This is a genomic window from Streptomyces djakartensis (genome assembly GCF_014651075.1).
GTDB classification, from domain to species: domain Bacteria; phylum Actinomycetota; class Actinomycetes; order Streptomycetales; family Streptomycetaceae; genus Streptomyces; species Streptomyces djakartensis.
The window spans coordinates 164,211-187,790 of sequence record NZ_BMWE01000014.1 but is presented as its reverse complement, the minus strand read 5'-3'; the positions used below and the strand labels follow the sequence as shown (position 1 = coordinate 187,790).

The 23,580-nt window shown below is 72.0% G+C and carries 25 protein-coding genes; 5 read left to right on the top strand and 20 right to left on the bottom strand.

The genetic code is table 11. The features are described from left to right. Positions 1-612: 612 nt before the first annotated feature. The 4 genes from IE212_RS24455 to IE212_RS24440 form a co-directional block, all read right to left on the bottom strand. Positions 613-999: a fic family toxin-antitoxin system, toxin component gene (locus IE212_RS24455; protein ID WP_190200072.1), complete on the bottom strand. Its 387-nt coding sequence runs from the start codon at positions 997-999 to the stop codon at positions 613-615. Next, positions 996-1,292, bottom strand: coding sequence for a type II toxin -antitoxin system TacA 1-like antitoxin (locus IE212_RS24450; RefSeq protein WP_229864571.1), 297 nt, complete (start codon positions 1,290-1,292; stop codon positions 996-998). Before IE212_RS24450 ends, IE212_RS24455 begins: the two co-directional genes overlap by 4 nt. A 235-nt stretch (positions 1,293-1,527) precedes the next feature. Further along, positions 1,528-1,944 (bottom strand): VOC family protein, encoded by a 417-nt coding sequence (locus IE212_RS24445; RefSeq protein WP_190200071.1) that lies wholly within the window; start codon positions 1,942-1,944, stop codon positions 1,528-1,530. Positions 1,945-2,041: 97 nt separating this feature from the next. Beyond that, positions 2,042-2,272 carry a hypothetical protein gene (locus IE212_RS24440; RefSeq protein ID WP_190200070.1) on the bottom strand — a complete coding sequence of 77 codons (231 nt, stop codon included), beginning with the start codon at positions 2,270-2,272 and terminating at the stop codon, positions 2,042-2,044. 952 nt (positions 2,273-3,224) lie between these two features. On the opposite strand from IE212_RS24440, the gene IE212_RS24430 reads away from it, so the two are divergent. After that, on the top strand, positions 3,225-3,476 hold the full coding sequence (locus IE212_RS24430) for a DUF5133 domain-containing protein (protein ID WP_190200069.1): 252 nt from the start codon (positions 3,225-3,227) through the stop codon (positions 3,474-3,476). Between the two features lie 49 nt (positions 3,477-3,525). Here the strand turns inward: IE212_RS24430 and IE212_RS24425 are convergent, their stop codons facing one another. After that, positions 3,526-4,494 carry a GlxA family transcriptional regulator gene (locus tag IE212_RS24425; protein ID WP_190200068.1) on the bottom strand — a complete coding sequence of 323 codons (969 nt, stop codon included), beginning with the start codon at positions 4,492-4,494 and terminating at the stop codon, positions 3,526-3,528. A 181-nt stretch (positions 4,495-4,675) separates the two neighbouring features. On the opposite strand from IE212_RS24425, the gene IE212_RS24420 reads away from it, so the two are divergent. Both IE212_RS24420 and IE212_RS24415 read left to right on the top strand, forming a co-directional pair. Beyond that, entirely contained in the window at positions 4,676-5,149 is a 474-nt protein-coding gene (locus IE212_RS24420; RefSeq protein ID WP_190200067.1) for a hypothetical protein, read from the top strand. A gap of 138 nt (positions 5,150-5,287) precedes the next feature. Then, a complete protein-coding gene (locus tag IE212_RS24415) occupies positions 5,288-5,491 on the top strand; it encodes a hypothetical protein (RefSeq protein WP_190200066.1) in 204 nt (67 codons plus the stop codon). A gap of 9 nt (positions 5,492-5,500) precedes the next feature. Here the strand turns inward: IE212_RS24415 and tgmB are convergent, their stop codons facing one another. The 7 genes from tgmB to IE212_RS24380 form a co-directional block, all read right to left on the bottom strand. Beyond that, positions 5,501-6,484 carry an ATP-grasp ribosomal peptide maturase gene (gene tgmB / locus IE212_RS24410; protein WP_190200065.1) on the bottom strand — a complete coding sequence of 328 codons (984 nt, stop codon included), beginning with the start codon at positions 6,482-6,484 and terminating at the stop codon, positions 5,501-5,503. Positions 6,485-6,499: 15 nt separating this feature from the next. Then, the gene (gene tgmA / locus IE212_RS24405) at positions 6,500-6,691 is read right to left on the bottom strand and encodes a putative ATP-grasp-modified RiPP (protein WP_030244739.1); all 192 of its coding nucleotides are present in this window, start codon (positions 6,689-6,691) and stop codon (positions 6,500-6,502) included. Between the two features lie 132 nt (positions 6,692-6,823). Beyond that, on the bottom strand, positions 6,824-7,135 hold the full coding sequence (locus tag IE212_RS24400) for a YkvA family protein (protein ID WP_190200064.1): 312 nt from the start codon (positions 7,133-7,135) through the stop codon (positions 6,824-6,826). A gap of 259 nt (positions 7,136-7,394) precedes the next feature. Continuing rightward, complete coding sequence (locus tag IE212_RS24395; protein WP_229864570.1) at positions 7,395-9,584, bottom strand: xanthine dehydrogenase family protein molybdopterin-binding subunit; 2,190 nt, start codon at positions 9,582-9,584, stop codon at positions 7,395-7,397. 20 nt (positions 9,585-9,604) lie between these two features. Continuing rightward, positions 9,605-10,609: an FAD binding domain-containing protein gene (locus tag IE212_RS24390; protein ID WP_190200063.1), complete on the bottom strand. Its 1,005-nt coding sequence runs from the start codon at positions 10,607-10,609 to the stop codon at positions 9,605-9,607. Then, entirely contained in the window at positions 10,606-11,136 is a 531-nt protein-coding gene (locus tag IE212_RS24385; RefSeq protein WP_190200062.1) for a (2Fe-2S)-binding protein, read from the bottom strand. The genes IE212_RS24390 and IE212_RS24385 overlap by 4 nt, the downstream gene beginning before the upstream one ends. A 92-nt stretch (positions 11,137-11,228) precedes the next feature. Further along, a complete protein-coding gene (locus IE212_RS24380; RefSeq protein ID WP_190200061.1) occupies positions 11,229-12,341 on the bottom strand; it encodes a hypothetical protein in 1,113 nt (370 codons plus the stop codon). A 357-nt stretch (positions 12,342-12,698) separates the two neighbouring features. On the opposite strand from IE212_RS24380, the gene IE212_RS24375 reads away from it, so the two are divergent. After that, complete coding sequence (locus IE212_RS24375) at positions 12,699-13,688, top strand: SDR family oxidoreductase (protein WP_190200060.1); 990 nt, start codon at positions 12,699-12,701, stop codon at positions 13,686-13,688. A 93-nt stretch (positions 13,689-13,781) separates the two neighbouring features. Here the strand turns inward: IE212_RS24375 and IE212_RS24370 are convergent, their stop codons facing one another. The 4 genes from IE212_RS24370 to IE212_RS24355 all read right to left on the bottom strand — a co-directional run bounded on the left by IE212_RS24370 (position 13,782) and on the right by IE212_RS24355 (position 17,038). Continuing rightward, the gene (locus IE212_RS24370) at positions 13,782-15,053 is read right to left on the bottom strand and encodes a cytochrome P450 (protein WP_190200059.1); all 1,272 of its coding nucleotides are present in this window, start codon (positions 15,051-15,053) and stop codon (positions 13,782-13,784) included. A 53-nt stretch (positions 15,054-15,106) separates the two neighbouring features. Further along, positions 15,107-15,415 carry a hypothetical protein gene (locus IE212_RS24365; protein WP_190200058.1) on the bottom strand — a complete coding sequence of 103 codons (309 nt, stop codon included), beginning with the start codon at positions 15,413-15,415 and terminating at the stop codon, positions 15,107-15,109. A gap of 14 nt (positions 15,416-15,429) precedes the next feature. Then, positions 15,430-15,843, bottom strand: a complete 414-nt coding sequence (locus tag IE212_RS24360; protein WP_190200057.1) for an SRPBCC family protein — start codon at positions 15,841-15,843, stop codon at positions 15,430-15,432. A gap of 100 nt (positions 15,844-15,943) precedes the next feature. Next, entirely contained in the window at positions 15,944-17,038 is a 1,095-nt protein-coding gene (locus IE212_RS24355; RefSeq protein ID WP_190200056.1) for a carboxylate-amine ligase, read from the bottom strand. 143 nt (positions 17,039-17,181) lie between these two features. On the opposite strand from IE212_RS24355, the gene IE212_RS24350 reads away from it, so the two are divergent. After that, positions 17,182-17,724, top strand: a complete 543-nt coding sequence (locus tag IE212_RS24350; RefSeq protein ID WP_190200055.1) for a DUF488 domain-containing protein — start codon at positions 17,182-17,184, stop codon at positions 17,722-17,724. A 34-nt stretch (positions 17,725-17,758) separates the two neighbouring features. Here the strand turns inward: IE212_RS24350 and IE212_RS24345 are convergent, their stop codons facing one another. The 4 genes from IE212_RS24345 to IE212_RS24330 form a co-directional block, all read right to left on the bottom strand. Continuing rightward, the gene (locus IE212_RS24345; RefSeq protein ID WP_190200054.1) at positions 17,759-19,870 is read right to left on the bottom strand and encodes a glycoside hydrolase; all 2,112 of its coding nucleotides are present in this window, start codon (positions 19,868-19,870) and stop codon (positions 17,759-17,761) included. 61 nt (positions 19,871-19,931) lie between these two features. After that, positions 19,932-21,548, bottom strand: coding sequence for a glycoside hydrolase family 43 protein (locus IE212_RS24340; protein WP_190200053.1), 1,617 nt, complete (start codon positions 21,546-21,548; stop codon positions 19,932-19,934). A 202-nt stretch (positions 21,549-21,750) separates the two neighbouring features. Further along, entirely contained in the window at positions 21,751-22,659 is a 909-nt protein-coding gene (locus IE212_RS24335) for an SDR family oxidoreductase (protein WP_190200052.1), read from the bottom strand. A gap of 114 nt (positions 22,660-22,773) precedes the next feature. Continuing rightward, the gene (locus tag IE212_RS24330; protein ID WP_190200051.1) at positions 22,774-23,550 is read right to left on the bottom strand and encodes an SDR family oxidoreductase; all 777 of its coding nucleotides are present in this window, start codon (positions 23,548-23,550) and stop codon (positions 22,774-22,776) included. Between the last annotated feature and the right edge of the window lie 30 nt (positions 23,551-23,580).

Here is a 23,580-nt window from a genome sequence, read left to right as displayed (position 1 = left end):
GCACTCCCAGGCCGTACAGCATCGTCGCCAGGCCGCCGAATACCACCAGCAACATCAGGCAGCCCAAGTTCAACAGGGGCCCGGGCTCGGAGTGTTGCTGCGGTTCATCTGTCATGGCGTCCCCCAGGAACTCGTGGTTGGCGTGCCGAATCTAGCCGTTGCGGAGGAGGCATGGGAAACGCGGCAAACGCCCTCGCCGACACCGAGACACACGTGGTGCGCGGGCACATCAACCTGACAGCCGGACAACGGCCCGCGGCATCACCGACGCGGAGAACCAGATCCCCCGACCACTCGTGGAACTGCTACGACAGCACCTGCCCGCAAACCGTACCCACGTCACCGCTGCAATCGGACTCGCAGCACGGCTGGCCCACCAGCTGCAGTGGCCCGGCGCGGCCCGGCAGGCGGCCTCCGTTCCGGCCCTGCTCCGAAGCCTCGGACTGCTGACCGGCGGCTCCCGACTACTGCGCCGCATCGCCACGGCACTCGACGACCCACCCGAAGGCGCGGACGCCAAGCGGACCACCTGGACGCGGAAAGTCCTGGCCCCCTCCTGCGTGCCCTCGATCCCTGAAGATCACACAGCTCGAGCTGAAGACATCCGCCAGATCAGGCAACACTCCACGCACGCAACTGACGGCCGACCAGGCCCACCCCCATCAGGCCGGAAGCCGCTTCCCGCACCAGGGCGACCGCTTCCTTCGGCGGATACTCCAGGCGGCACCCGTTCAGCTCGAGATAGGCCTCCGCGCAGTGCCAGGCGAAAGCCTCGTCGGAATGCTCCAGACACGGCAGCCGCACCAGCGTCTGCAACAACGCCGCCGCCTTCAGATGCAGGGACCCGTAGACGTCCCGCTCCAAAGCCCGGGCATTGACCCGGGCGACAGCCGCATACAAAGGACCGTAGTCATCCACCTGCGGATCACCGGGAAGCAACTCCGCAGCGTGCAGCAGGAAGGTCACATCAAGAGGGTGAAGCGGTTCGTGCTGCGTCACGCGGCGTGACCCCGCTCCTGCTCCTCAAGCCCACGCCGTGCGGCGAGCTCCTCAGCCCGGCGCTCTCCATCGCCGCCGGCCGTGTCGGCGGCCTCCGCGAAGGCGTCGCCGCTGCGGGCCATCGACGCGCGGAAGGCCTCGAGGAAGTGCGTCTCCACTGCGGTGGCGCGGGCGTAGGCCGCCGACAGGATGTACTCCTGCAGGCTGACGCCCTCCTGCCGCGCCGCGGCCTCGATCGCGGCACGCTGGGCCGGATCGGGGAAACGGAGGTTCATCGCTTTGGGCTGAGACATGGTACCGATGGTACCGCCGGTACCGCCCGTGCGGCCATCCCGGAGGTGCATGGGCGCCCAACAGTGAGGTCAACAGATTTGTCAGGACGTACGAACAAATCGGGGCGGTAAGCTCCGCGGTGAGCTCGCGGGAGTGGGCCCCGGCACAGCGGAGCCGCCCGCGCGCGCCGACGGTGAACGGCGGGTGCGGGCGGCTCGCGGCGGAGGGGGAGCGGGACCGTCCGAGCGGTGACGCTCAGCCCTCCGGGCTGCCGATGTTGACCATCCACGGGACCCCGAAGCGGTCCGTGCACATGCCGAACACGTCGCCCCACATCTGCTTCTCCAGCGGCACCGACACCGAGCCCCCCTCGGACAGCTGCTCCCAGTACCCGCGCAGCTCGGCCGCGTCGTCCCCGCTCAGGCTCACGGAGAAGGGCTGGCCGCCCTGCTCGGATTCCGTCCCCGGCGGGTTGTCGGCGCCCATCAGGGTGAAGCCGCCGGTGGTCTCCAGCATGCCGTGCATGATCTTGTCGGCGTTCGGGGCGTCCGCCTGGCCGAAGTCGCCGTAGGTATGGAGGTTCAGGGAACCGCCGAAGACCTCCTTGTAGAACTCCATCGCCTGCCGGGCGTCACCGTTGAAGGTGAGGTACGGGTTGAGACGCGAGACCATGAGAACCTCCGAAAAGCGGGCGGGGGCGGGCGTGCGCGGCGCAGCTCCGGGTGCCGGCACCGGCCCGCCGACGCGCATCGCGCTCGTGCGGTACGGCTCACGCCTCGTCGGACGCCCCGTCGTTCCAGTCGTAGGGCCCGCCACCCTGCCACTCGATCAGCTCGGTGTCGTCGACGGCCGTGTCGGTGGTGGGCAGGCCCTCGCCGTGCAGGAGGTCCAGCACGTCGAACAGGCTGTAGGCGACACCCTTGCGCTCGCCATGGATGGTCACCAGCCGTCCGCCGTCCGACGCGGGCGGCTCCACGACCACAGGGGGTTGACCGTCCATAGCCCCACCATGCGCCCGAAACCGCCGGTTCGCAGCTCGGCCGGGACCAGAAGCGGGACGAGCCCGCGACCGGCCCACCGGCCCTCAGCCCTGTGCGCCGGTGACAAGCCGCCCTCCGGAAGCTGAGTTCTCATCAGCACTCCCTGAGAGCCGAGCCCTCCTGCCTCCGCCCTGGCGTCCCTGGCATGGACATGAGCTGTAGGAGAAGAGGGGAGTGGCGCGGAGCCGCGCTGGCGGCCCGCTGTGCGGACGAGGACGGCCATCAGCGAGTCCAGACCGAGGTCGGCGCAGGCGGAGGGCGATGGTCTGCTCGCCGAACGCCTCACCCATGCTGCCGCCGAACACCGTCGAGTCCTGGGCGAACTCGCACACCGGGCGGCCGTCGACCTCCCGTAGCCGGTGAGCACCCCGTCCCCGCAGGGGCGGCGGGCGCCCTCCACGGCCGGCCGGGCCCGCACGAAGAGGCCGGTCTCGGTGATGGAGTCCTTGTCCACGAGCCGCTCGATCCGCTCCCGGGCCGGGAACTCCCCGCGCCTGCGCTACCCGCCGGGAATCACACCGCCAGGCCCCGGCGGCCCTCCAGGCCGACGATCCGCTCCACGGTGCTCCCGGACGGGTCCGTCGTCGCTTCCCCCGGGCCGGATGCCGTCACCTCGGCGCTCACAACCACCTCCGAAGCGGTCCCCGGCCATGTCAGTGAGACGGGGGGCCGCCGGGGGGGGGGAATCGTCGTTCTGCGTGGGTGAGTTGAGTCCTGCGTCGCGAGGTTTCGTCCTCGTGTGACAAGGGAGTTCCGGTGCCGGGCGCGTTCAGCCACCCCAGTGCCTGACTCGGTCTGTCCCCTCGTCAGCAGGCGATCATTTCGCGTCGATTCCGTCACATGGGAGAAAAACATGTGAATGTTTGCGCGTGGTTCGGGCATACGCAGCGAAAACAGAGAGAGGGGCGCTACGTGCTCGTACCGGACCGGAAGGCCGTCAGGGAGTTGCTCACGCGCTACGCGTCGCTGAGGATCGCTCAGGCGGAGAGGCAGATGCCGACGGCGGCACGCGAACTGGAGGACGTGAGTTACACGCTGTGCGTGATGATGGGAACGTCCGCCATCCATGAGGCCATCGCCAAGGCGGACGCCCTGTTGCTCACCAAGGGGGCCCCGGAGGGCGCGGAAGCGGGCGGGGAGAACGGCCTGACGCTGGTGGGCTGACCTCGTGAGAGCCCGGCGCGACCGGGAACGCGGCCTCGGCGCCCCTTCTTCAGGAGGCCGCCGGGGCCGCGGCCTTTCCGTGGAACGCCGTACGGTACGCGTGCGGCGTGGTGCCCACCACCTTGCGGAACCGCTCCCGGAACGCCGTCGGTGAGCCGAACCCCGCCAGCCGCGCTATCCGTTCGACGGAGTGGTCGGTGTTCTCCAGCAGGTACTGAGCCCGCCGCACCCGCGCCCGCAACAGCCACTGCAGCGGCGTGGTGCCGGTCTGCTCACGGAAGCGGCGGCTGAAGGTCCGCTCGCTCATTCCGGCGCGCGCGGCCAGCGCGCCGAGCGTCACCTCGTCTGCCAGGTTGCCCTCGATCCACTCGATCAACGGCTCCAGCTCCGACCCGCGGGGCACCGGCGGGTGCTCGTGAACGATGAACTGGGCCTGCCCGCCCTCGCGTTCCAGCGGCACGACGGACATACGGGCGATGCTCGCCGCGACGGCCGATCCCAGATCCCGCCGGATCATGTGCAGGCACAGATCCAGCGCGGCGGCCGCACCGGCCGAGGTGAGGATCTGCCCGTTGTCCACGTACAGGACGTCCGGCTGCACCTCGACCCGCGGGAAACGGCGGGCCAGCTCGTCGGCCGCCACCCAGTGAGTGGTGGCGCGCAGCCCGTCCAGCAGCCCGGCCTCGGCCAGCACGAAGGCGCCCACGCAGATCGACGCGATCCGGGTGCCGGCTTCGGCCGCCTGCCGCAGCGCTGCAAGGACCCGCGCGGACGGTGGCGCGGCCTCGGGGGAGCAGCCCGGCACGATGATCGTGTCGGCCTCCGCGAGCGCCTCGAGCCCCCGGTCCACGCGCAGCGTGAAACCGCCGTCCGCGGGCACCTCCGGCGACTCGGCGCACAACCGGACCCGGTAGGCGGGCCGCCCGTCCGGCAGATGGGTCCAGGCGAACGTCTGCTGGGGCGCCGCCATGTCGAACGGCACCACGTGATCCAGGACCAGGATCGCCACGGTGTGCATGAGCGCCACCCTAGGCGGGTTCCCGCCGACGGCATGAGGCGGGGCGGGCAGCCCGTGTGATGCAGGCGTGGGGCGAGTTGGCGGGAATCCGTTGGAAGCTGTCGTTTCAGCCCCTGGGTGATCATTCCCCGGCTCCCTAACGTGAGCCGGGCACGTCGATCGCATCACGGAAAGAGTCCCGGTGACCGAAATTCTGCTGTCCCTGCATGTCCTGGCCGCCATCGTCGCCATCGGTCCCGTGACCGTCGCGGCCAGCATGTTCCCGCCTGCGGCGCGGCGCGCCGTCCCCGCGGGCGGCGACGCCCCCGACACGTCGGCCGCCGGCTCGCTCGCACTGCTGCACCGTATCTGCCGCGTCTACGCCGGTGTCGGACTGACCGTCCCGGTCCTCGGGTTCGCCACCGCTGCAGCGATGGGTGTCCTGGGCAGCGGGTGGCTCGTGACCTCCATCGCGCTGACCGCGGCCGCCGCCGGCGTCCTGGTCGCCTTCGTCCTGCCGCGCCAGGAGGAACTCCTCGGCCGGCTCAAGGGCGAGCAGGCCGTCGACCACCGTGCCGCCGCGCAACTCGCCATGTTCACGGGCATCTTCAACCTCCTGTGGGCGACGGTCACCGTCCTGATGATCGTCCGGCCGGGCTCCTCGACCGGAGCCTGACCTCCACTCGTCCGCTTGCCACGGATGTCCGGTCTGCGTCAAGTCCTCCCAGGGAATTCACACTCCGGGACGCGGGGCCGCCTACACTCGCAGTCTCGCCCCCGTACGGGGGCGATGAGCAGAAAGGCGCGTTGACGGGTGTTCCAGGATTCCCCCATCTACGACCGACTCATCGCGGAGTGCGGCGATGTGCCCGCGCAGGTTCGCCGCGAGGCCGAACGCGTGAGCAGGGAACTGGAGCTGGTCATGCGGCCCGCGCAGTCCCCCGGCTACGACCGCCCGAACTCCCCGGGCACGGGATGGCAGCGCACGGCCATGCTGCCCGGCCCGCGGCCTCAGTGACCTTCCCCCTCAACGGACCTTCGCGTTCCAGCCGTTGATGTGTGCCTGCTCGTCGGGGACGGGACGGGCCAGCCACTCGGCGATGGTGCGTGCGATCGGCTGACCCGTCTCCACCTCGACGAACCCGAACTGCCCGGACTGATTGCACTCCAGGAACCACCAGGTCCCATCGGCGTCCTCGACGAAGTCGAAGGCCCCGTACGCCAGTCCCGCCTCCCGCAGGTAGGCCAGGACACCCGGCGCGATGCGCGACGGCACGTCGGTGGGGCGCCACGGTGAGCCGGGCGCGGCGAAGCGCACGTCGACCTCGTCGGGGTCCGCGTCGTCCGCCGTCGCCTTGCGGGCGGCCAGCATCCGCTCACCCACCACGGTGAGACGGATGTCGGCCCGCTTGGAGATCCGCCGCTGCAACAGCGTCGGCCCGAACGCCACGGCCGAGAAGTCCGTGTCCGGTGCGACCCGGCTGGTCGGCACCGCCCTGGGCGGGTCCTGCGGATGCGCGCCCGACACCGGCTTGACCACCAGATCCGGGTAGCGCTCGGCGAACTCCCGGGCGGCCCGCGGAAAGGTCGTGATCAGCGTCGCCGGCACGGGCAGGCCGCACTGCTGGCCCAGACGTAACTGCCACGGTTTGTGCCGGGCCCGGCGCGCGGCGTCGGGATGGTTCATCCACCGTGCGTCCGAGCCCCGCAGCATGCCGTAGAGGGCTTGGGCGGCCTCCTCCGTCAGCCACGCGGACGGCTGGGCCGCCCGGCCGGCCGGTGTGCCGGGGCGGCGCACCCAGACCGATCGCAGCCCGCCGATGCTCACCAGCCGCCCCCCGGCGGACAGATGGCCACGGAATCGGCCGTGGACGTACTCCCCGGACAGTGCGACACCGCCGGTCAGATCCGCGGGGTCGACCCGGACCACCGGAATCCCGGAGGCGTTGAGGTGCACGACCACCATGTCCGCGGTCACGTCCTCCTCACAGGTGAGGATCAGTACGGTCATCTTCGGCGGCCGGTCTCAGTCGTCGAAGTGGGTCTTGGAGCCGGCGGTGGACGTCGTGGTGCCCACTTCTCTCAGCAGGGCGAAGTCGCAGGCGGCGACCCGTCCGTCCAGAAGCACGTTCAGCTGCAGTCCGGCGTCGTACACGTACGGAATGACAGCTTCCAACTCCACTGCCGGGCGCGCGTAGTTGAGCGCGAACGGTTGCATCGTCTCTCCCTCGTCGGTACTGCGCCGATCAAGCGGGGGTCCAGGGGCTCGGCCACCCGGTCCGTGGGCTCGTTTCGGCTTCCAGAGACTTATACGAATCGAACGGGTGGTTGGTTTCCTTACTTTCCGTAGTCATCGCGCCGGTAGCCGGTCCGGCCGGCGTGCCGTACTGCGCTCCCGATCGCCGAGGGAGCCGCGGACGGTGCGCAGAGCGAGCAGCAGGACGCCGATGTCATCCAGGTACATCGGGTCGGGCAGCAGGTCCACAGGCAGCACGAAATAGAGGACCGCGCCCCAGAAGACCCAGCGCGGGCCGGTGGGCAGTCCCGCGCGCCGCAGATCGCGCCGGGTCCGCACCAGCCGCACGAGGATGACGATGGCGAGGACGAGGACGATGACCGCGAGAACCGCGGCCACCGTGATCACCGTTGTGGTCGTATCCACGGGTTGCCCTCCCTGGCGTGCCGCGACACGGGGTGTCACTACGTGGATTCCCCCGGGGTGTCACTACGTGGATTCCCCTTTCCGGCGGCTGTATTGCGACCGGAGCCCGACATGTCGCCGAGTCGGCGGATTCTTCCGTGCGGGTGGTCACCCCCGTGGGTTACCCGAGTGGCACGGCGTGACGGGGGCGCAGGTGTACAGGAGTTCCTTCTCGTCCCTTGCGCCGGCACCCCGGGCACGCCATATGACGGAGTGACCGCTACGGGCGTGGCACCGCGTCGGATCCGCTCACGGCTGTCCCGGCCGGGGCACCGTTCGTCGTCCGGTGGCCGAGCAGTCCGGCCAGCACCCGGTCCGGCGTGAGGGGGAGTTCACGGAAGCGGACACCGGTGGCGTGGTGGACGGCGTTGCCGATCGCCGCGGCCGTCCCGACGATGCCGATCTCCCCGATCCCCTTGCTCCCCATGGGGTTGAGGTGGGGGTCCTCCTCGTCGATCCAGTGCGCTTCGATGTCGCCCACGTCGGCGTGCACGGGCACGTGGTAGGACGCCAGATCCGACTCGGCGAAGTCACCGAACGCGGCGTCCATCGTGCTGCCCTCGGTCAGCGCCATGCCCAGGCCCATCGTCATGCCGCCGACGAACTGGGAGCGCGCGGTACGGGAGTTGAGGATGCGCCCCGCGGCGTACACCCCGAGCAGCCGGCCGGCACGGACCTCACCGGTGACCGTGTCCACGGCGACCTCGGCGAAGTGCGCCCCGAAGGCGTGCCGTGCCCAGGCGCTCTCGGCGTCCGCCGTGCCCCTCGTGTCGGCACGGACATCGAGGCCCCGCTCGGGCAGCGGACCCCGGTGCCCGGCCAGCCGCCGCGCCAGCCGGGCACAGGCCTCGTGGACGGGCCAGCCCCAGGAGGCGGTGCCGGACGAGCCCCCGGCCAGCGACGCCGACGGCAGCTCCGTGCTGCCGATCTCGATCCGCACCCGCTCCAATGGCACCCCGAGCGCGTCCGAGCCGATCTGCGCGAGCACGGTCCGGGCCCCCGTGCCGATGTCCGTGGCGTTGATCCGGACCAGGAACGTCCCGTCGGGCAGTGCGCGGGCCGACGCCGTGGAGGGCCACACCTGGACGGGATACGTCGCCGCCGCCACGCCCGTCCCCAGCAGCAGCGGCCCTTCCCGGCGGGAGCGCGGACGGGGATCGCGCCCGTCCCAGCCGAAGCGCCGGGCGCCCTCGCGCAGGCAGTCGACCAGGTGCCTGCTGCTGAACGGCGCGCCGCTGTCGGGCTCGGCGTCCGGCTCGTTGCGGACGCGCAGCTCGATCGGGTCCATGCCGAGTGCGGCGGCGAGTTCGTCCACGGCGGACTCCAGCGCGTACATGCCCGGAGCCTCGCCCGGCGCCCGCATCCACGACGGGGACGGCACGTCCAGCGCCGCGACCCGGTGCGCGCTGCGGCTGTGCGGCGCGGCGTACATCACCCGCGCGGGCACCGCCCCCGCTTCCACGAACTCCTTGATGCGGGAGGTGTGGGTGGTGACCTCGTGCACGAGGGAGGCGAGACGCCCGTCCGCACCGGCACCGAGCCGCAGCCGGTGCAGCGTGGGGGCCCGATGACCGACGACGGCGGGCAGGTACCGCCGGGGCAGCGCCACCGTGACCGCCAGCCCGGTCCTGCGTGCCGCCATCGCGGCGAGCACGACATCGGGCCGTGGCGTGCCCTTGGAACCAAAACCGCCGCCGACGTGCTCGGCGGTGACGACGACGCGCTCCTTGGGCAGCCCGAACAGCTCGGCGAGCACGCCGCGGACCGCGCCGGTGCCCTGGCTGGAGGTGTGCACGGTGAGCCGGTCGTCGTCCCAGCGGGCGGTGCTGGTGTGCGGCTCCATGGGGTGGTTGTGCAGCGGTGGCACCCGGTACGTGACATCGACCCGGACGGCGGAGGAACCGAACGCCTCGTCGGGGTCGCCCCGCTCCCGGACGGCTGGGTACCCGTTGGCCTCCTCCGGGACGTACGCATCCGGGTGCGCGGGGGAGAGGACCACGTCGTGTTCTTCGGTGTCGTAGGTGACGCGGACGGCGGCGGCACCGGCACGGGCCGCCTCGAGGGTCTCGCCCACCACCAGGGCCACGAACCAGCCGCGGTGCGGGACCCGGGGGTTCTGCAGCACGGCGAGTGTGGGATCGTCCGGCTCGGCCAGGCGGGGCGCGTTCTCGTGGGTGAGCACCGTGAGCACACCGGGGACCGCCAGGGCGTCCACGACGTCGATCCCGGACACGCGGCCCCGGGCGACGGCCGCCGGTACGGGCCAGGCCTGTGCCCGGCCGGGGAAGCGGTACTCGGCGGCGTAACGGGCGGTGCCGGTGACCTTCTCCCGCCCCTCGCGACGCACGGCGGGGGCGCCCACGCCGGCCGCCCCGCGGCTTGTCGCGGAGTCCACCTCGCGGTGTGTCACGGGCTCCTCCTCGCGGTGTGTCACGGAGTCCTCCCCGCCGGTACGGTGTCCGCCAGCCGGGACAGCACGTCCACGGCGAGATTGCGGGCCAGGGGCAGTTTGTACGCGTTGTCCCGCAGCGGCCGTGCGGCCGAGAGTTCGAGACCGACCGCGTGCTCGAACGCGGCAGCGGTGGGAGCCGCGCCCCGCAGCGCCTCTTCCGCGCGCCGGGCCCGCCACGGGCGGTGCGACAGCGCCCCGAACGCCAGTCCCACATGATCGACGACACCGTCGGCGACCCGCAGCACGGCCGCGACGGACGCGAGCGCGAAGGCGTAGGAGGCCCGGTCGCGGGCCTTGCGGTACGCCGACGGCAGACCTGCCGCGACGGCCGGCAGCACCACACCGGTGACGAGTTCGCCGGGACGGATCTCGGTGTCCTGCTCGGGGCGGTCCCCGGGCAGCCGGTGGAAGTCCGCCGCCGGGACACTCCGGCTGCCCTCGGGCCCGTACAGCTCGACACGCCCGTCGAGGGCGGCCAGCGCCACCGCCATGTCCGACGGGTGGGTGGCGATGCAGTGCGCGGAGTGCCCCAGCACCGCGTGATCACGGTGGACGCCGTCCAGCGCGCCGCAGCCGCTGCCCGGCTCCCGCTTGTTGCAGGGCTTCGACAGGTCCTGGAAGTACGGGCACCGGGTGCGCTGGAGCAGATTGCCGCCGGTCGTAGCGGCGTTGCGCAGCTGCCCGGAGGCGCCCGCGAGCACCGCCTGCGACAGCGCCGGGTAGCGGTCGCGCACGAGCGGGTGGGCCGCGAGGTCGCTGTTGCGGACCGTCGCCCCGATCCGCAGCGCCCCGTCCGGCAGCTCCTCCACCGCGTCCAGGGGCAGCCGGCTGACGTCGATGAGGGCGGTGGGCCGCTCGACGCCGAGCTTCATGAGGTCCACGAGGTTGGTGCCGCCGCCGAGATAGCGGGCGCCGGTGTGGGAGGCGTACGCGGAGGTCGCCTCCTCGACGCTCCCGGCGCGGACATAGGCGAACTCCTTCACCGGATCACGTCCTCCACGGCCTCGGCGATCCGCGGATACGCACCGCACCGGCACAGGTTGCCGCTCAGCCGCTCCCGGATCTCCTCCCGGTCCAGCGGCACCGGCTCACCCGTGGGCGCCGCCGGGTCGGTGACGTGCGAGGGGTGGCCGGCCGCCGCCTCGGCGAGCATGCCGGCCGCCGAGCAGATCTGGCCCGGGGTGCAGTAGCCGCACTGGAAGGCGTCACGCTCCAGGAACGCCCGCTGCAGCGGATGCGGTTCCTCCCCGTCGCCGGACAGACCCTCGACGGTGGTGACCTCACAGCCGTCCAGGGTGACCGCGAGCAGCAGGCAGCTGTTGACCCGCCGCCCGTCCACCAGGACCGTGCAGGCACCGCACTGGCCGTGGTCGCAGCCCTTCTTGGCGCCCGTCAGGTCCAGGTCCTCCCGCAGGAGGTCCAGCAGGACCCGCCGGTGGTCGACGGTGAGCGTGTGGGGCTTGCCGTTGACGTCGAGCGTCGTCTCCGAGTGGTGCTGGTGGTTGCCCATGTAGCGCGGACCTTCCCGGGCGGGCCGTACTGCCGTACGGACCGCGTATCCAGAAGGCCACGGCTGACACGTGGGCCCCGACGGGCGGACGCCTACTCCTTGTCCCCGGCCGGGGCCGCGGGACGCGGGGACTTGCCCTTGAAGCGTTCGAACGTGCGGGTGATCTGCTGGAGCGGAGAGGTGACGGCCACGCCGGAGGGCTGCTGACGGGCCGGGGCGGCCCCGGCCGACTCCTGGTAGGCGGCCAGGGCCTCGTGGGCGCGCTCGGCCGCCTCCCGGTACAGGTCACGGGACTTCGTCATGGCCTCGAGCGCCTCGGCGTACATGGCCACCAGACCGCGCTGCCGGTCCAGCTCCTCCTGGAGGGTCAGCAGGTGCCAGTCCTCCCGCAGCGCGGTGAGGGCGTCCTGCGCGCCGTCGGGCAGCGGCCTCGGCAACGCGGCGAATCGCGTCACCGCGTCGACGAGGTCGGCCGGCTCCGAACCGTCGAGGAAGACCGCGCGGACGGAGAATTCCTCCGCCTCGTAGCCGTCCGGGGCCGGGCTGCCGGGCAGCACCAGGGCACCGCCGCGCGGCACCTCGACGCCGAAGTCCCGCAGGGCCCAGTTGAGCCCCCGCAGCTGCTGCGGCGCGGCGCGGTGCTCCACAACTCGGTCCCTCACGCCCGGCGGCAGCCACCGCGCCACCGGCATCCGGCCGCGCTCGTCCGGGGTCATCGCCTCATGGACGACGACATGGATGTGCCACCCGCCGCGCACGGCGTTCCGGAGCAGGCGCCGGGTCTCCCGGTCGTCCTGGGGGAGCGGGTTGATCCCCCGCAGTGACAGGTCCGCCCCGGCGACCCGGTCCCAGCCGGCGTCCGGCTCGTCCGGCCAGAACAGGCCGACCGGGGAGGGCCACCGCTGTCTCCACGGCTGCTCGGCCTCGGCGATCAGCACCCATTCCCGCCCGTCGTCCGAACCGGACGTCAGGCTCAGCCGGGCTCGGACGGTCACCGATCCGTCCACGCGCCAGCGTGCCTCGAACACCCGCTCGGCGGGCGCGGCGTCGTCCTCGGGCAGTTCCAGGAAGTCGTCGATGTCCCCCCTGCGCTTGCGCTGCTCCAGCGAGCGCCGGAGAACGTCTTCGGCGCCACGGGCGCAGTGGCCGCGAGCCGGCCACACCGTGGCGGGAGTCATGGGACGGACGGTGGCGGAGGTCGGCATGAGTCCATTTGTGAGCGGGAGCAGGTGCGCATGCCAGTATCGTCGCCGCAGGCCGACGGGGATAACCCGGGGTCGCACCCGCAGGCGGCAGGGGAAGCACGCTCCGTGGCGGGACACGCTCCGCGCACGGGGTGTGCGCGGAGCGCGCAGATCGGTCCGTCTCACTCGTGGTCACCCCGGCGCACGGTCCCGACAATGGTCCGCGCGAGCAGGACCCGCCCACCATCCGCATCGGGGCGGGTCCTGCTCGCGCGCGGTACTGCCCCCGGTCCGAGGTGACCCCGGCGGTGCCGGGTACCCGTCCGCGGCGGAAGCGGGCACGACGTGCCCGGCTCGGGCAGATGCGAGGAGGTACGGATGCGACTTCGCGACCATGTGGTGGTGGTGACCGGGGCGTCCAGCGGAATCGGACGCGCCACGGCCGAGGCGTTCGCGCGCAAGGGCTGCGCCGTGGTGCTCGCCGCACGACGCGAGGAGGCGCTGGAGGCCGCGGCGCGGGAGTGCGCCAGGCACCGTGGGGCGCGGACCCTGGTCGTGCCGACCGACACGACGGACGTCAAGGCGGTCGAGGATCTGGCGCGGCGCGCGGTGGAGGAGTTCGGCCGGATCGACGTCTGGGTCAACAACGCGGCCGTCAACGCCTTCGGCCGTTTCGAGGACGTACCGCTGGAGGACTTCCGCAAGGTACTGGACGTCAACGTGATGGGCTACGTCTACGGGGCCCGGGCGGCTCTGCCGGTGATGCGGGAGCAGGGCACCGGCACGTTGATCAACGTCTCGTCCATCGTGGGCGCCGTCGCTCAGCCCTACAGCCACCCGTACGGCATGTCCAAGCACGCCGTCCGGGGCCTCGGATCGAGCCTGCGGCAGCAGCTCCGGGTCGAGGGCGTGAAGGACATCCACGTGTGCACGGTGCTGCCGGCGACCATCGACACGCCGCACTTCCAGCAGGCCGCCAACTACACCGGCCGCAAGGTGGTGGCGATGCCGCCCGTCTACACCCCCGAGCGGGTGGCCCGGGCGATCGTGGGACTCGTCAGGAGCCCCCGCCGGGAAGTGGTCGTCGGCCCCGCCGGCCGGGCGCTGGTACGCCAGTCCCGGATGGCACCGGCACTCGCGGAGCGGGCGACGGCACGGCAGACCGACAAGAGCCATCTGGCGCACGACGAGGAAGCTCCCGCCACGCACGGAGCCCTGCACGTACCGGCTCAGGGGGAGGGCGCGGTGCACGGCGGCTGGGGCGGGCGACGGCGTACCGCGATGCGCAGGACGGCCGTCGCGGCCGCACTCGCGGGAGCGGCCGTGACCGCCGGGCGTCGCATGGCGCGGAATCCGGTGGCCTCCTGACGGCAGCGCGACGGCACCGTGTGCGGACACCCGCACACGGTGCCGTCGCCCCGCCCTCGCCCCGCCGAGGTCCACCTAGGGGTCAGGAAGGATTCAGGACGCCGCCTGCCTCACCCTCGGGGCAGGCGCGGGAGCACGGACGCCCTCGATGACGAATCCGCTGCGCACGCGGGACGGCATGCGGTTCAGCGGAATCCGCAGGTCCTGCTCGGGCACGTCGTACTCCAGCCGGGCCAGCCGTGGCCCGAGGGCCCGCAGCAGCGCGACCGTCACATCCTCGCCGGGGCAGCGGTGACCGGCGGCCCGGTCGCCGCCGCCCTGCGGAATCAGCTCGTCCCGTGCGGGCGGCCGCTCCAGGAAACGGCGTGGTTCGAAGGTGTACGGGTCGTCGTGGAGAGCGGGATCGTGGTTCTGCCCGAACACGTCGAGCAGGATCATCGTGCCGGCCGGAATGGGCTCTCCCCGCCACTCGAGGTCGGTGACGGCCCGGCCGCCGACGAAGGGAACGAAGGGGTAGAAGCGCCGCAGCTCGTGGGCGAACGCCACGGCGTAGGAGAGGTCGTCGCCCTTCAGACGCTCCCGGACGTCGGGCCTTGGGCGCAGCGCGTGACCGGCGTAGCTGACGAACCAGGCGACGGCGACGGTCGGGCGGATGACGTTGAGCAGTTCGACGGCGGCGATGCGCGGGTCGAGGGCCCGGCCGTCGGCGTCCCGGTGCCGGGCCACCACGTCCAGTGCGGACCCGGCCGGCGGGGTGACGGACCCCGCCCGTACCTCCTCCACCAGCTGCCCCAGCCACGCCTCACTGCGTGCGCGTGCGCGGCGGGCTCGCCAGTGGCGCGGCCCCGGCGTGGCGAAACCGTCGACCATGGCGACCATGTCCCGGGCCACCGGGCCGGCGTCGTCGAGCGGGACGCCGGCCCAGTGGCACACGCCTTGGGCGAGCACCCGGCTCGCCTCGTCGAAGAGCACGATCCGGCGGCCGGACCACGACTTTGCCGCCTCGTCCCACACCAGGCTCACGCGGTCCACCAGACCGGCGACCGCCTCCGCACCGGTGAGCAGCGAGAGGAACATCTCCTTGCGGACGCGGTGGTCCCGCCCGTCCAGGGTGTGCACGGCCCCGTGCCCGAACAGTGTGCTCAGTACCGGGCCCGGAAGCGCCGTTCGGCGCTCCACGTGCCGCTCGTCGTAGAAGAACCGCACGGCCTCGGGGCCGTGCAGGGCGACAGCGTGCTGTCCCATGAGCCGGGCGCGCACGAGGGGGGCCGTGGTGCGGCGCCTGCGGCCGGGGAGCCAGGTGTACCCCTGGGCGAGCAGGGCGAGAGAGCTGTCGGCGATCGGTGGACGACGACTCTGATTCATGGCGCGGCGAGTGCCCGTCGGCCCGGAGGGGAAACGCGGCCGGGCGGGTGGGTTCAAGGCCGCGGGTGCACGCGACGCCAGCGGGGGCGTGCGTCCTGATCACGGCGTCCGGCCACTGAGGCGCAGCGCGGGCACTGGCGGCGCACCCGGTCCGCGGCACCTCCGGACTCCGGGAAGGTGTCCGGCCATGCGACGTGCGGGAAACGGACGAGCTGGGAGCGGCTGAGCGACAGCCCGCAGACGGTCTGGTTCAGGCCCGGTTCCCAGGCGTGCACCTCACCGGAGGGCAGCCGGCGCCTGCCTTCCTCCTCGTCGGTCCACTGTGCGGACGCGGCGACGGCGTACTGCTTGACGCGTGCCATGGCGTACGCCCCCTTCAGCCCGCGGTGTGCTCGACGCGCAGCCGCACCTGTTCCTCCAGGCGCTTCAGGCTGGTTTCCAAGGCGTCGCCCACCGTCGTCCCGCCCGGATCGTGGCTGTCGTCGGCGAACGACAGGTGCATCGTCACCTCACTGGCGCCCCCGCCGATGCCGGAGACCTGGAGCCACCCCGTGCAACCGCCCTGGTCGCGGGTGCCCCACTCGAGCCGCAGCCGGTCGGGCCGGGCGCGCAGCACGGCGGAGGTGCCCGTGTCGGTGCGGTCCTCGTGCACGGTGACGGCGGGCAGGTCCGCGGCCTGCGCATGCGGCGCCGCCGGCAGCCAGGTGTCCAGCTGACCGACGTTCGCCGCCTGGTCGAAGACGTGCTCGGGCGGTGCGGGCATCGTGCGTGAACGTTCGTGCTCGGTCATCGCGTCACCGGCCTCCCCTCGGGTTCCTGGAGCGCGTCGCGTTCCCAGCCTGTCCCGCGGTAACCCTCGGCGGCCCGCTCCGAGCCGGCCGCCAGGGGCTTCACGCCGCCGCGCCCTGGCCGCTGACCAGGTCGGTGACCGCCCGGAGGCCACCGTGTGCGAGGGCGGCGCGCTGCCGGTCCGCTCCGGTTCCGTTCTGCAGGAGCCGGTGGACCAGGGAGGTCACCTGACGGCTGTCCCCGGACGCCTCGAGCGCCGGCGAGACATGCCGCAGGAACTCGTACAGCACGTCCCCGGCACGGTGCGCCTCGCCGCCCGGGCTGACCAGGGTGTCGTCGAGGCCATGGCGGGCGGCGTGCCACATGGCGGCCTGGAGCAGTTCCGGGGCAAAGTCGGGCACGGGCGCCCCGGCGGCGGTCTCCGCCAGAGCGGTGTCGACGAGAGCCCGGGTGACGGCGGCGAGCATGACGGCCTCGTCGGCGCTCAGCTGGACGTCGAGGCAGCGCACCTCGACGGTGGGGTAGCGGGAGGACAGGCGCGCCTGCCAGTAGAGCTGACCGACGTCCGAGATCAGACCGGCGTCCAGCAGCCGCTGGACCCGCCGGTCGTGGTCGGCGGCGTCGTGGAAGTACGGGGGCATGCCGCTGACCGGCCAGCGGCCGAAGATGACCGTGCGCCAGCTCGCGAAGCCGGTGTCGCCGCCGTCCCAGAGCGGGGAGTTCGCCGACATGGCCGTCAGCGTCGGCAACCAGGCCCGGATCCGGTTCAGGACCTGCACACCCGCCTCCCGGTCCGGCACGCCGACATGCACGTGCGTGCCGTTGACCAGCTGTTCCGCCACCAGCTGCGGGGCCTGCGTCACCATGGCCCGGTACCGGGCCTGGTCGGTCACGGCCATCGGGCGGCCGTGCCGCAGCGGCGGTGTCCCGCAGGTCGCGATCCGGCAGCCGTGCTCCTCGGCGGCCATCGAGATCGCGTGCCGCAGGCGCAGCAGATGCCCGCCGACCTCCTCCAGGGTCCCGCACACCGGGGTGGCCACCTCGACCTGCGCCTGGAGCAGCTCGTACTGCACCTCCTGATCGGCCACGAGACGCCCCAGGCCCGCCGCCGAACGGACCTTGTCCGCATGGGGCACCGGCAGGCCCGTGACCGGGTCGAGCAGCAGGTACTCCTCTTCCACGCCGATAGTCGTCATCGGACACCTCTGTTCCACCCGGCTGCCCGTGCCGGATCCCGGGTACCCGGGTTGCCGCCGCCACTTCAGGACAAACCAGACGCGGCGAACTCGAAGACCCGGCGAACTCGAACAGCGCACTCGTGGACAGCGAACCCGCAGACATGGAACCGCCACTGATCACCTTCGGGCACGGCACCGCCGACCGCGGGCAGATCGCCCGGCTGCTGCACGGCGCGGGCGTCACCGACGTGGTCGACGTGCGCATCGCCCCGGGCAGCCGTCGGGATCCCGACCTGGCCCGGGAACGCCTGGCCGCGTGGCTGCCGGCCGCGGGCATCGCCTACCGGTGGGAGCCCGACCTCGGCGGATACCGCAAACCGCCTCCGGACAGCCCCGACGTCGTCTGGCGCAACACCTCGTTCCGCGGCTACGCCGCACACACCAGGACACCCGGCTTCGTCGCCGCGATGGAACGGCTGCTGGCCGAGGCCGAAGCGGCTCGTCCCGCGGTGATGTGCGGCGAGTCGGTCTGGTGGCGCTGCCACCGCCGCCTGATCGCCGACTTCGCCGTCCTCGTCCGGGGGGTACCGGTGTGCCATCTGATGCACGACGGCCGGCAGCACGTCCACGTCCCGACGCCGGGCGTCCGGTTGAGCGAGGACGGCCTGCTCGTCTACGACGACCTGGCCGGGGACCGGCGGTGAACGGGCCCCGCGAGGGCAGCGGGGCCCGCGGACGTCAGCAGGTCGGGTTGGTCTGGGTCAGCAGGCCGAGCCGCCAGGGCAGGCTGTTGTAGTCGCCGCTCGCGTTCGGGTCCAGGCCCTGGTACAGGTACTGCAGGCGGCACGAGTTGATGGTCAGCGTCTGGTCGTTGCCCGCGCGGATCATCTCGCCGTGGCTGATGTCCCTGGTCCAGGCGCCCGCCGGGAAGGTGACGTTGTTCGCCCTGGCGAAGGGGTTGCCCTCGGTCGCGGCGAGCGGCGTCCACGACCCGGCGAGACTGCCGGAGGTCCAGGACCGGAACCAGCGCCGGCCGTCCGACCCGATCGCCTCCACGAGCAGCAGGTACTGGTTACTGCCCTGCACCTTGTAGACGTTGCTCGCTTCGAACAGGGCGTACTTGTTGGAGTCCCGCAGGGCGATGACCGTGTCCGTGAAGCCGTTCGGGAACTGCCCGGCACTCGTCCGCGAACGGTAGAGGTGCCCGTTGTCGTCGGAGGAGAACAGATAGCAGTTGGCGTTGTCGCAGATCACCCACATGTCGACCCAGTGGCCGTTGCCGATGTTCTGCCGGATGATCTCCGGCATGGAGGAGTAGAAGTTGCGCGGTGCGCTCCAGCCGTTGGGATTGCTGATGTCGGGATTGGTCGAGTACGAGGCGTTGCCCGTCTGGTAGACGAGGTACCACAGTCGCTGGGGTGCGTAGTAGAAGACCTGCGGCGCGGCCCGGTAGCCGGCTCCGATGGCCGTGCGGTCCAGATAGTGGTGCGTGGCCGAACCCGCCTGCGACCAGTCGGAGAAGCTCAGGTACACCAGGTTGTATCCGGCCGAGCGCGCGGTGCTCGCGAAGACGTGGTACTTGCCGTTGTGGTGCACGACGGTCGGGTCCTTGATCCCCGCGATGTTGTGGGTCGCGTCCGGCTTCGGGGCGATCAGCGGGCCGCTGGAGCTCCAGCGGTAGGAGGAGGGCAGGGCCGTGGCGGACCCGGGTGAGCGCTGTGAGCGTGCGTCGGTGCGGCCCGCCGCGTCGCGTGCCGTGGCCGGTTCCCGGGCCGGGCCCGAGTCCGCCCGCGTCACCGCCGACCCGCCCATGGCCGACAGGGTGGCCTGGTAGGCGGGCTTCTTGTTGCCGCCGCGGTCGAACAGCAACGGGTTCTCCCCGCTGCGCCAGGAGTCGCTGTCGCGGATGCCCCAGACGGTGATGCCGGTGCAGCGCGCGACGTTCATGCAGGCCCGGACCGTGTTCGCGTACGCGCTCGGCGGCGCCTGCGCGATGTCCAGCTCGGTGATCTGGACGTCCACGCCGAGGGCGGCGAAGTTCGACAGCGTCGTCTGGAAGCTCGCCGGCGGTCCCCCGGCGCCGAAGTGGGCCTGGAGGCCGACGCAGTCGATGGGCACGCCGCGCGCCTTGAAGTCGCGCACCAGGCGGTAGACGCCCTGGGTCTTGGCGTCGCTCCAGTTCTCGATGTTGTAGTCGTTGTAGCAGAGCTTGGCCGACGGATCCGCGGAGCGAGCGGAGCGGAACGCCTCCTCGAGGAAGCCGGTGCCCAGCACGTCGCGGAACACCGAGCCGCGCAGCTGGCCGCTGCCGCCGTCGGCGAACGCCTCGTTGACCACGTCCCAGGAGTGGATCTTGCCCCGGTAGCGGGACACGAGCGTGTTGATGTGGTGGTTCATCACGCTGCGCAGCGTGCCCGCGTCGCGGATCGAGTTGACCCAGCCGGGCAGTTGGGAGTGCCATACCAGGGTGTGGCCGCGGACCCGCTGGCCGCGCCCGAGGGCCCGGTTGACGATCTGGTCGGCGGGCCCGAAGGTGAACGAGCCACGGGAGCGTTCCGTGGCGTCCCACTTCATCTCGTTCTCCGCCGTGACCGAGTTGAACTCGCGGTCGAGGATCGTGGTGTACACGCCGTCGCCCAGCCTCCCGGCCGCCACGGCTGTCCCGAAGTACCGTCCGGACTGGGCCGCCTGGGCACCGAGGGTGCTCGCCTTCGGTGCGGCCGGTGCGGTGGAGGGCGAGGCGGGGGCCGCCTGGGTGGCTGTCGCGCCGCCCGCCAGCAGCGCCGTGGCGGCCAGCAGGCCCAACAGCGGCGTCCGGCGACGTCCGCTTCGCCTGAGATGGGGGTTCATGTGTCTCCTCGTGGATTGCCTGCGGGTGATCACGAGCAGTGGAACGGCGGTGGCCGGTCGTTCAGGGGGTGGACAGTTCGAACCGCGTCACGCGGACCGAGCCGCCCAGCGCCCGTGTCGCGTGGTTGAAGAGGGCGAACCGGTAGCCCATGAAGAACCGCCAGTCGTTGCCCATGGCGAAAGCGGGCCCGAGGCGGGTGAAGTTGACCCCGTCGGTGCTGTAGGAGAAGGTGCCGGGCCGGGACGCTCCGGGACGGATGTCGGCGTTCGCCCTCAGCCAGAGCCGCCCGCCCGGCACACCGGCGCTCGCCCGCTCGGTCCCGGTGCCGGTGGTGTTCCAACTGCCGTTCATGGTCAGCCCGTCGACCATGACCAGACGCGTCGTACCGCCGTCACGTTTCAGCCCGATCCACGCGGAGGAGTCCCGCAGCAGCGCGAGCCCGGCCCGGTCGCCGTCCGCCATCGCGGAGTGGTCGAGCTGGACCGTCGCCGTTGAGGTCGGCCCCTGGATGCGGTGGGTGAGCGTGTTGCGGGCCTGGTAGAGGTCGTTGGTGACGGTCGCGGTGCGCAGGGTCAGGCCGTCGCTCACCGACCACTTGCCGTTGTCCGGGTTGTGGTTCCACTCCCACCTGGGCTTGAGGACCGTGCCGTCGAAGGTGTCGACCCCGGTCAGGGGAGTGACCTGCCGAGGTGGCGGTGGTACGACCGGGCTGGGATACGACCTGCCCCACGCGCCGTTCACGAGCTGGACCGCGGGCCAGCCGTCCGAAGTCCAGCTGACGGGAGCCAGGGCGGGCATCCGGCCGCCCGGATAGGCGTCGACGAAGGCCATGTAGTACCAGGCCCCGCCCTGCGTCCGCACCAGCCCGCCCTGGTGCGGCACACCTCCGCCGGAGATGGGTCCGGGCAGGTCGAGCAGGACCTGCCGCAGTGTGTAGGGGCCGAAGGGGCCGCTGGTCGACCTCAGGATGTACTGGCCGTTGGCCGGTCGGGTCAGGAAGATGTAGTAGCTTCCGTTGATCTTGTAGAAGCGGGAGCCCTCCAGGGTGCCGATGCTCGACGGGGTGCTGAACACCTGCTGCGTCCGCACCTGACGGCGTCCGTCCGCGGACAGCTGGGCCACATGGATGGCGCCGTTGCCGTACGCCACGTACAGGGTGTTGTCGTCGTCCACCAGCAGCCCCGCGTCGTAGTAGACCTGAGGCAGCGCCGCGTGTCTGGTCCAGGGCCCCTCGACGGCGGTGGCCGTGTAGACGTAGGTCGCGGCGAAATCGATCTGCCCGAGCCAGTAGAACGTCCGCTCGGCGGGACGGTAGGCGAGCGACGACGCCCAGATCCCTCTGACGTAGCCGCGCCCGCCGTTCAGGTCGTACTTGGAGCCGAAGTCCAGGACGGGCACCGAGTGGCCGGCGATCTCCCAGTTCACCAGGTCGTACGAACGCAGGACAGGTGCGCCCGGCGAGTAGTGCATCGTCGAGGCGGAGCAGTAGTAGGTGTCCCCGACGCGGATGATGTCGATGTCCGCGAAGTCCTGCCAGACCACCGGGTTCCCGTACGAGGCGGCCGGCGCCGAGGCGGCGGCTCTCGCCGGATCAGCCGGCAGCAGGGCGCCGACGGTCAGGCCGGTGGTGGCGGCCAGTGCCCTACGGCGACTCAGGATGTGACCTGTCCATGTCATGGGGGGTGCCGCCCTTTCGGTGGGGCTGCCGGGGGAGGGGGTGGAGCGAATGGTGCGGGGCCTGGTCCGAGCGGCGCACGAGAGAGAGGGTGTTCCATATCTCGAACGTCAACTGTCATGTCGAACGTCTTGGATGATAGGAGTCCCTGACGGGGCGTCAATACTTCTCGCAGCATTCGATGGAAGCAGCGAAATGTTTCGCTCACTGGGCGCCGTACACCGGCTTCGGTGACGTCGCCCCGGCGAGGAGCCTCAGCGCCGCCTCCCCGGCCTCGGCCGGGGACCAGCGGGCGCCCTTGTCCGCCGTGGGGCCGGGACGCCAGCCCTCCATGACGGTGATGCGGCCGCCCTCCGCCTCGAAGACGCGCCCCGTCACCCCGGCCGAGGCGGCGGAACCCAGCCACACGACGAGCGGCGACACGTTCTCCGGGGCCATGGCGTCGAAGCCTTCCCCTGGGGCCGCCATGGTCTCGGCGAACGTCGTCTCGGTCATACGCGTCCGGGCCGCCGGAGCGATGGCGTTGACCAGGACGCCGTAACGGCGCAGTTCGGCGGCGGCCACCAGGGTCAGCCCGAGGATCCCTGCCTTGGCCGCCGAATAGTTGCCCTGGCCGACGCTGCCCAGCAGCCCCGCCCCGCTGCTGGTGTTCACGACACGGGCCGCCGGGACCCGGCCTGCCCTGGCCTCGGCGCGCCAGTGCGCCGCAGCGTGCTTCAGCGGCAGGAAGTGCCCCTTGAGGTGCACACGCATGACGGCGTCCCAGTCGTCCTCGTCCAGGTTCACCAGCATGCGGTCGCGCAGGAAACCGGCGTTGTTGACCAGTGTGTCGAGCCGTCCGTAGGTCTCGACGGCCGTGCGGACCAGCGAGGCCGCGCCCTCGGTCGTGGCCACGTCCCCGTCGTGCGCGACCGCCTGCCCGCCGCGTGTCCGGATCTCCTCCGCGACGAGCCGGGCGGGCCCGGCCGCGGCGCCGGTGCCGTCGAGGCCGGTGCCGAGGTCGTTGACGACGACCTTGGCGCCTTCGGCGGCGAGAGCGAGGGCGTGCGCCCGGCCGAGTCCGCGCCCCGCCCCGGTGACGACGGCGACGCGTTCACTGCACAGTCCGGCCATGATCTGACTCCTCTCGTGGGAACCTGAAGGCCAGGGGGCCTGAAGGCCTGGGCGTCCGAAGGTCTGGGCATCCGAAGGCCTGAGGTCCGCAAGTCCGAAAAGCCGCCCGGCGGGTCAGCCGCCGGCTCCGGCCGCGTCGAGGAAGGCCGGGCGTTCGCCGCCCCCGTGGACGAGCAGGCTGGCGCCGCTGATGTACGCCGCACGGTCGGAGACCAGGAAGACGCAGGCGTCGCCCACCTCGGCCGGGTCGGCGAGCCGCCCGAGCGGCACCGTCCGGCCGACGGCGGTGATGCCGTTGTCGTCGCCGTAGTGCAGATGCGACAGCTCGGTGCGGACCATGCCGAGGACCAGGGTGTTGACCCTGATCCGCGGCGCCCATTCCACGGCCATGCTGCGAGCGAGGTGCTCCAGCCCCGCCTTGGCCGCGCCATAGGCCGCCGAGCCCGGTGACGGGCGGCTGCCGCTGACACTGCCGATCATGACGATCGACCCGCCGCCCGGCTGGGAGCGCATCAGCTCGTACGCGGCGAGGGATGCGGTCAGGGGGGCCAGCAGATTCAGCTGGACCACCCGGGCGTGCCGTTCGGCTCCGCCCTCCTCGAGCGGCCGGTACGGCGTGCCCCCGGCGTTGTTGACGAGGATGTCCAGCCTGCCGTGGTCGGCGCGTACCTGCTCGAAGAAGGAGCCGGCCGCGTCCGCGTCGCGCAGGTCGAGGGGACGGAACCGGGCGGCGCGCCCGGCCGCTTCGACGGGCTCGTCCGGCGGGCGCCGGGCGCACATCACCACTTCGGCGCCGGTCTCCAGTAAGGCACGGGTGATGCCGGCGCCCACGCCCCGGGTGCCGCCGGTCACCACCGCGACCCGTCCGGTCAGATCCGTGATCGATGCCATCGGGGCCTCCCGCGACGTGTGCTCCGCTGC

Bases quoted from the DNA above. Each gene is read 5' to 3' on its own strand.
- IE212_RS24450 (WP_229864571.1), bottom strand. From the start codon at position 1,292: ATGTCTCAGCCCAAAGCGATGAACCTCCGTTTCCCCGATCCGGCCCAG.
- IE212_RS24445 (WP_190200071.1), bottom strand. From the start codon at position 1,944: ATGGTCTCGCGTCTCAACCCGTACCTCACCTTCAACGGTGACGCCCGG.
- IE212_RS24440 (WP_190200070.1), bottom strand. From the start codon at position 2,272: ATGGACGGTCAACCCCCTGTGGTCGTGGAGCCGCCCGCGTCGGACGGC.
- IE212_RS24425 (WP_190200068.1), bottom strand. From the start codon at position 4,494: ATGCACACCGTGGCGATCCTGGTCCTGGATCACGTGGTGCCGTTCGAC.
- tgmB (WP_190200065.1), bottom strand. From the start codon at position 6,484: ATGACCGTACTGATCCTCACCTGTGAGGAGGACGTGACCGCGGACATG.
- tgmA (WP_030244739.1), bottom strand. From the start codon at position 6,691: ATGCAACCGTTCGCGCTCAACTACGCGCGCCCGGCAGTGGAGTTGGAA.
- IE212_RS24385 (WP_190200062.1), bottom strand. From the start codon at position 11,136: ATGGGCAACCACCAGCACCACTCGGAGACGACGCTCGACGTCAACGGC.
- IE212_RS24380 (WP_190200061.1), bottom strand. From the start codon at position 12,341: ATGCCGACCTCCGCCACCGTCCGTCCCATGACTCCCGCCACGGTGTGG.
- IE212_RS24375 (WP_190200060.1), top strand. From the start codon at position 12,699: ATGCGACTTCGCGACCATGTGGTGGTGGTGACCGGGGCGTCCAGCGGA.
- IE212_RS24370 (WP_190200059.1), bottom strand. From the start codon at position 15,053: ATGAATCAGAGTCGTCGTCCACCGATCGCCGACAGCTCTCTCGCCCTG.
- IE212_RS24365 (WP_190200058.1), bottom strand. From the start codon at position 15,415: ATGGCACGCGTCAAGCAGTACGCCGTCGCCGCGTCCGCACAGTGGACC.
- IE212_RS24360 (WP_190200057.1), bottom strand. From the start codon at position 15,843: ATGACCGAGCACGAACGTTCACGCACGATGCCCGCACCGCCCGAGCAC.
- IE212_RS24355 (WP_190200056.1), bottom strand. From the start codon at position 17,038: ATGACGACTATCGGCGTGGAAGAGGAGTACCTGCTGCTCGACCCGGTC.
- IE212_RS24350 (WP_190200055.1), top strand. From the start codon at position 17,182: ATGGAACCGCCACTGATCACCTTCGGGCACGGCACCGCCGACCGCGGG.
- IE212_RS24345 (WP_190200054.1), bottom strand. From the start codon at position 19,870: ATGAACCCCCATCTCAGGCGAAGCGGACGTCGCCGGACGCCGCTGTTG.
- IE212_RS24340 (WP_190200053.1), bottom strand. From the start codon at position 21,548: ATGACATGGACAGGTCACATCCTGAGTCGCCGTAGGGCACTGGCCGCC.
- IE212_RS24335 (WP_190200052.1), bottom strand. From the start codon at position 22,659: ATGGCCGGACTGTGCAGTGAACGCGTCGCCGTCGTCACCGGGGCGGGG.
- IE212_RS24330 (WP_190200051.1), bottom strand. From the start codon at position 23,550: ATGGCATCGATCACGGATCTGACCGGACGGGTCGCGGTGGTGACCGGC.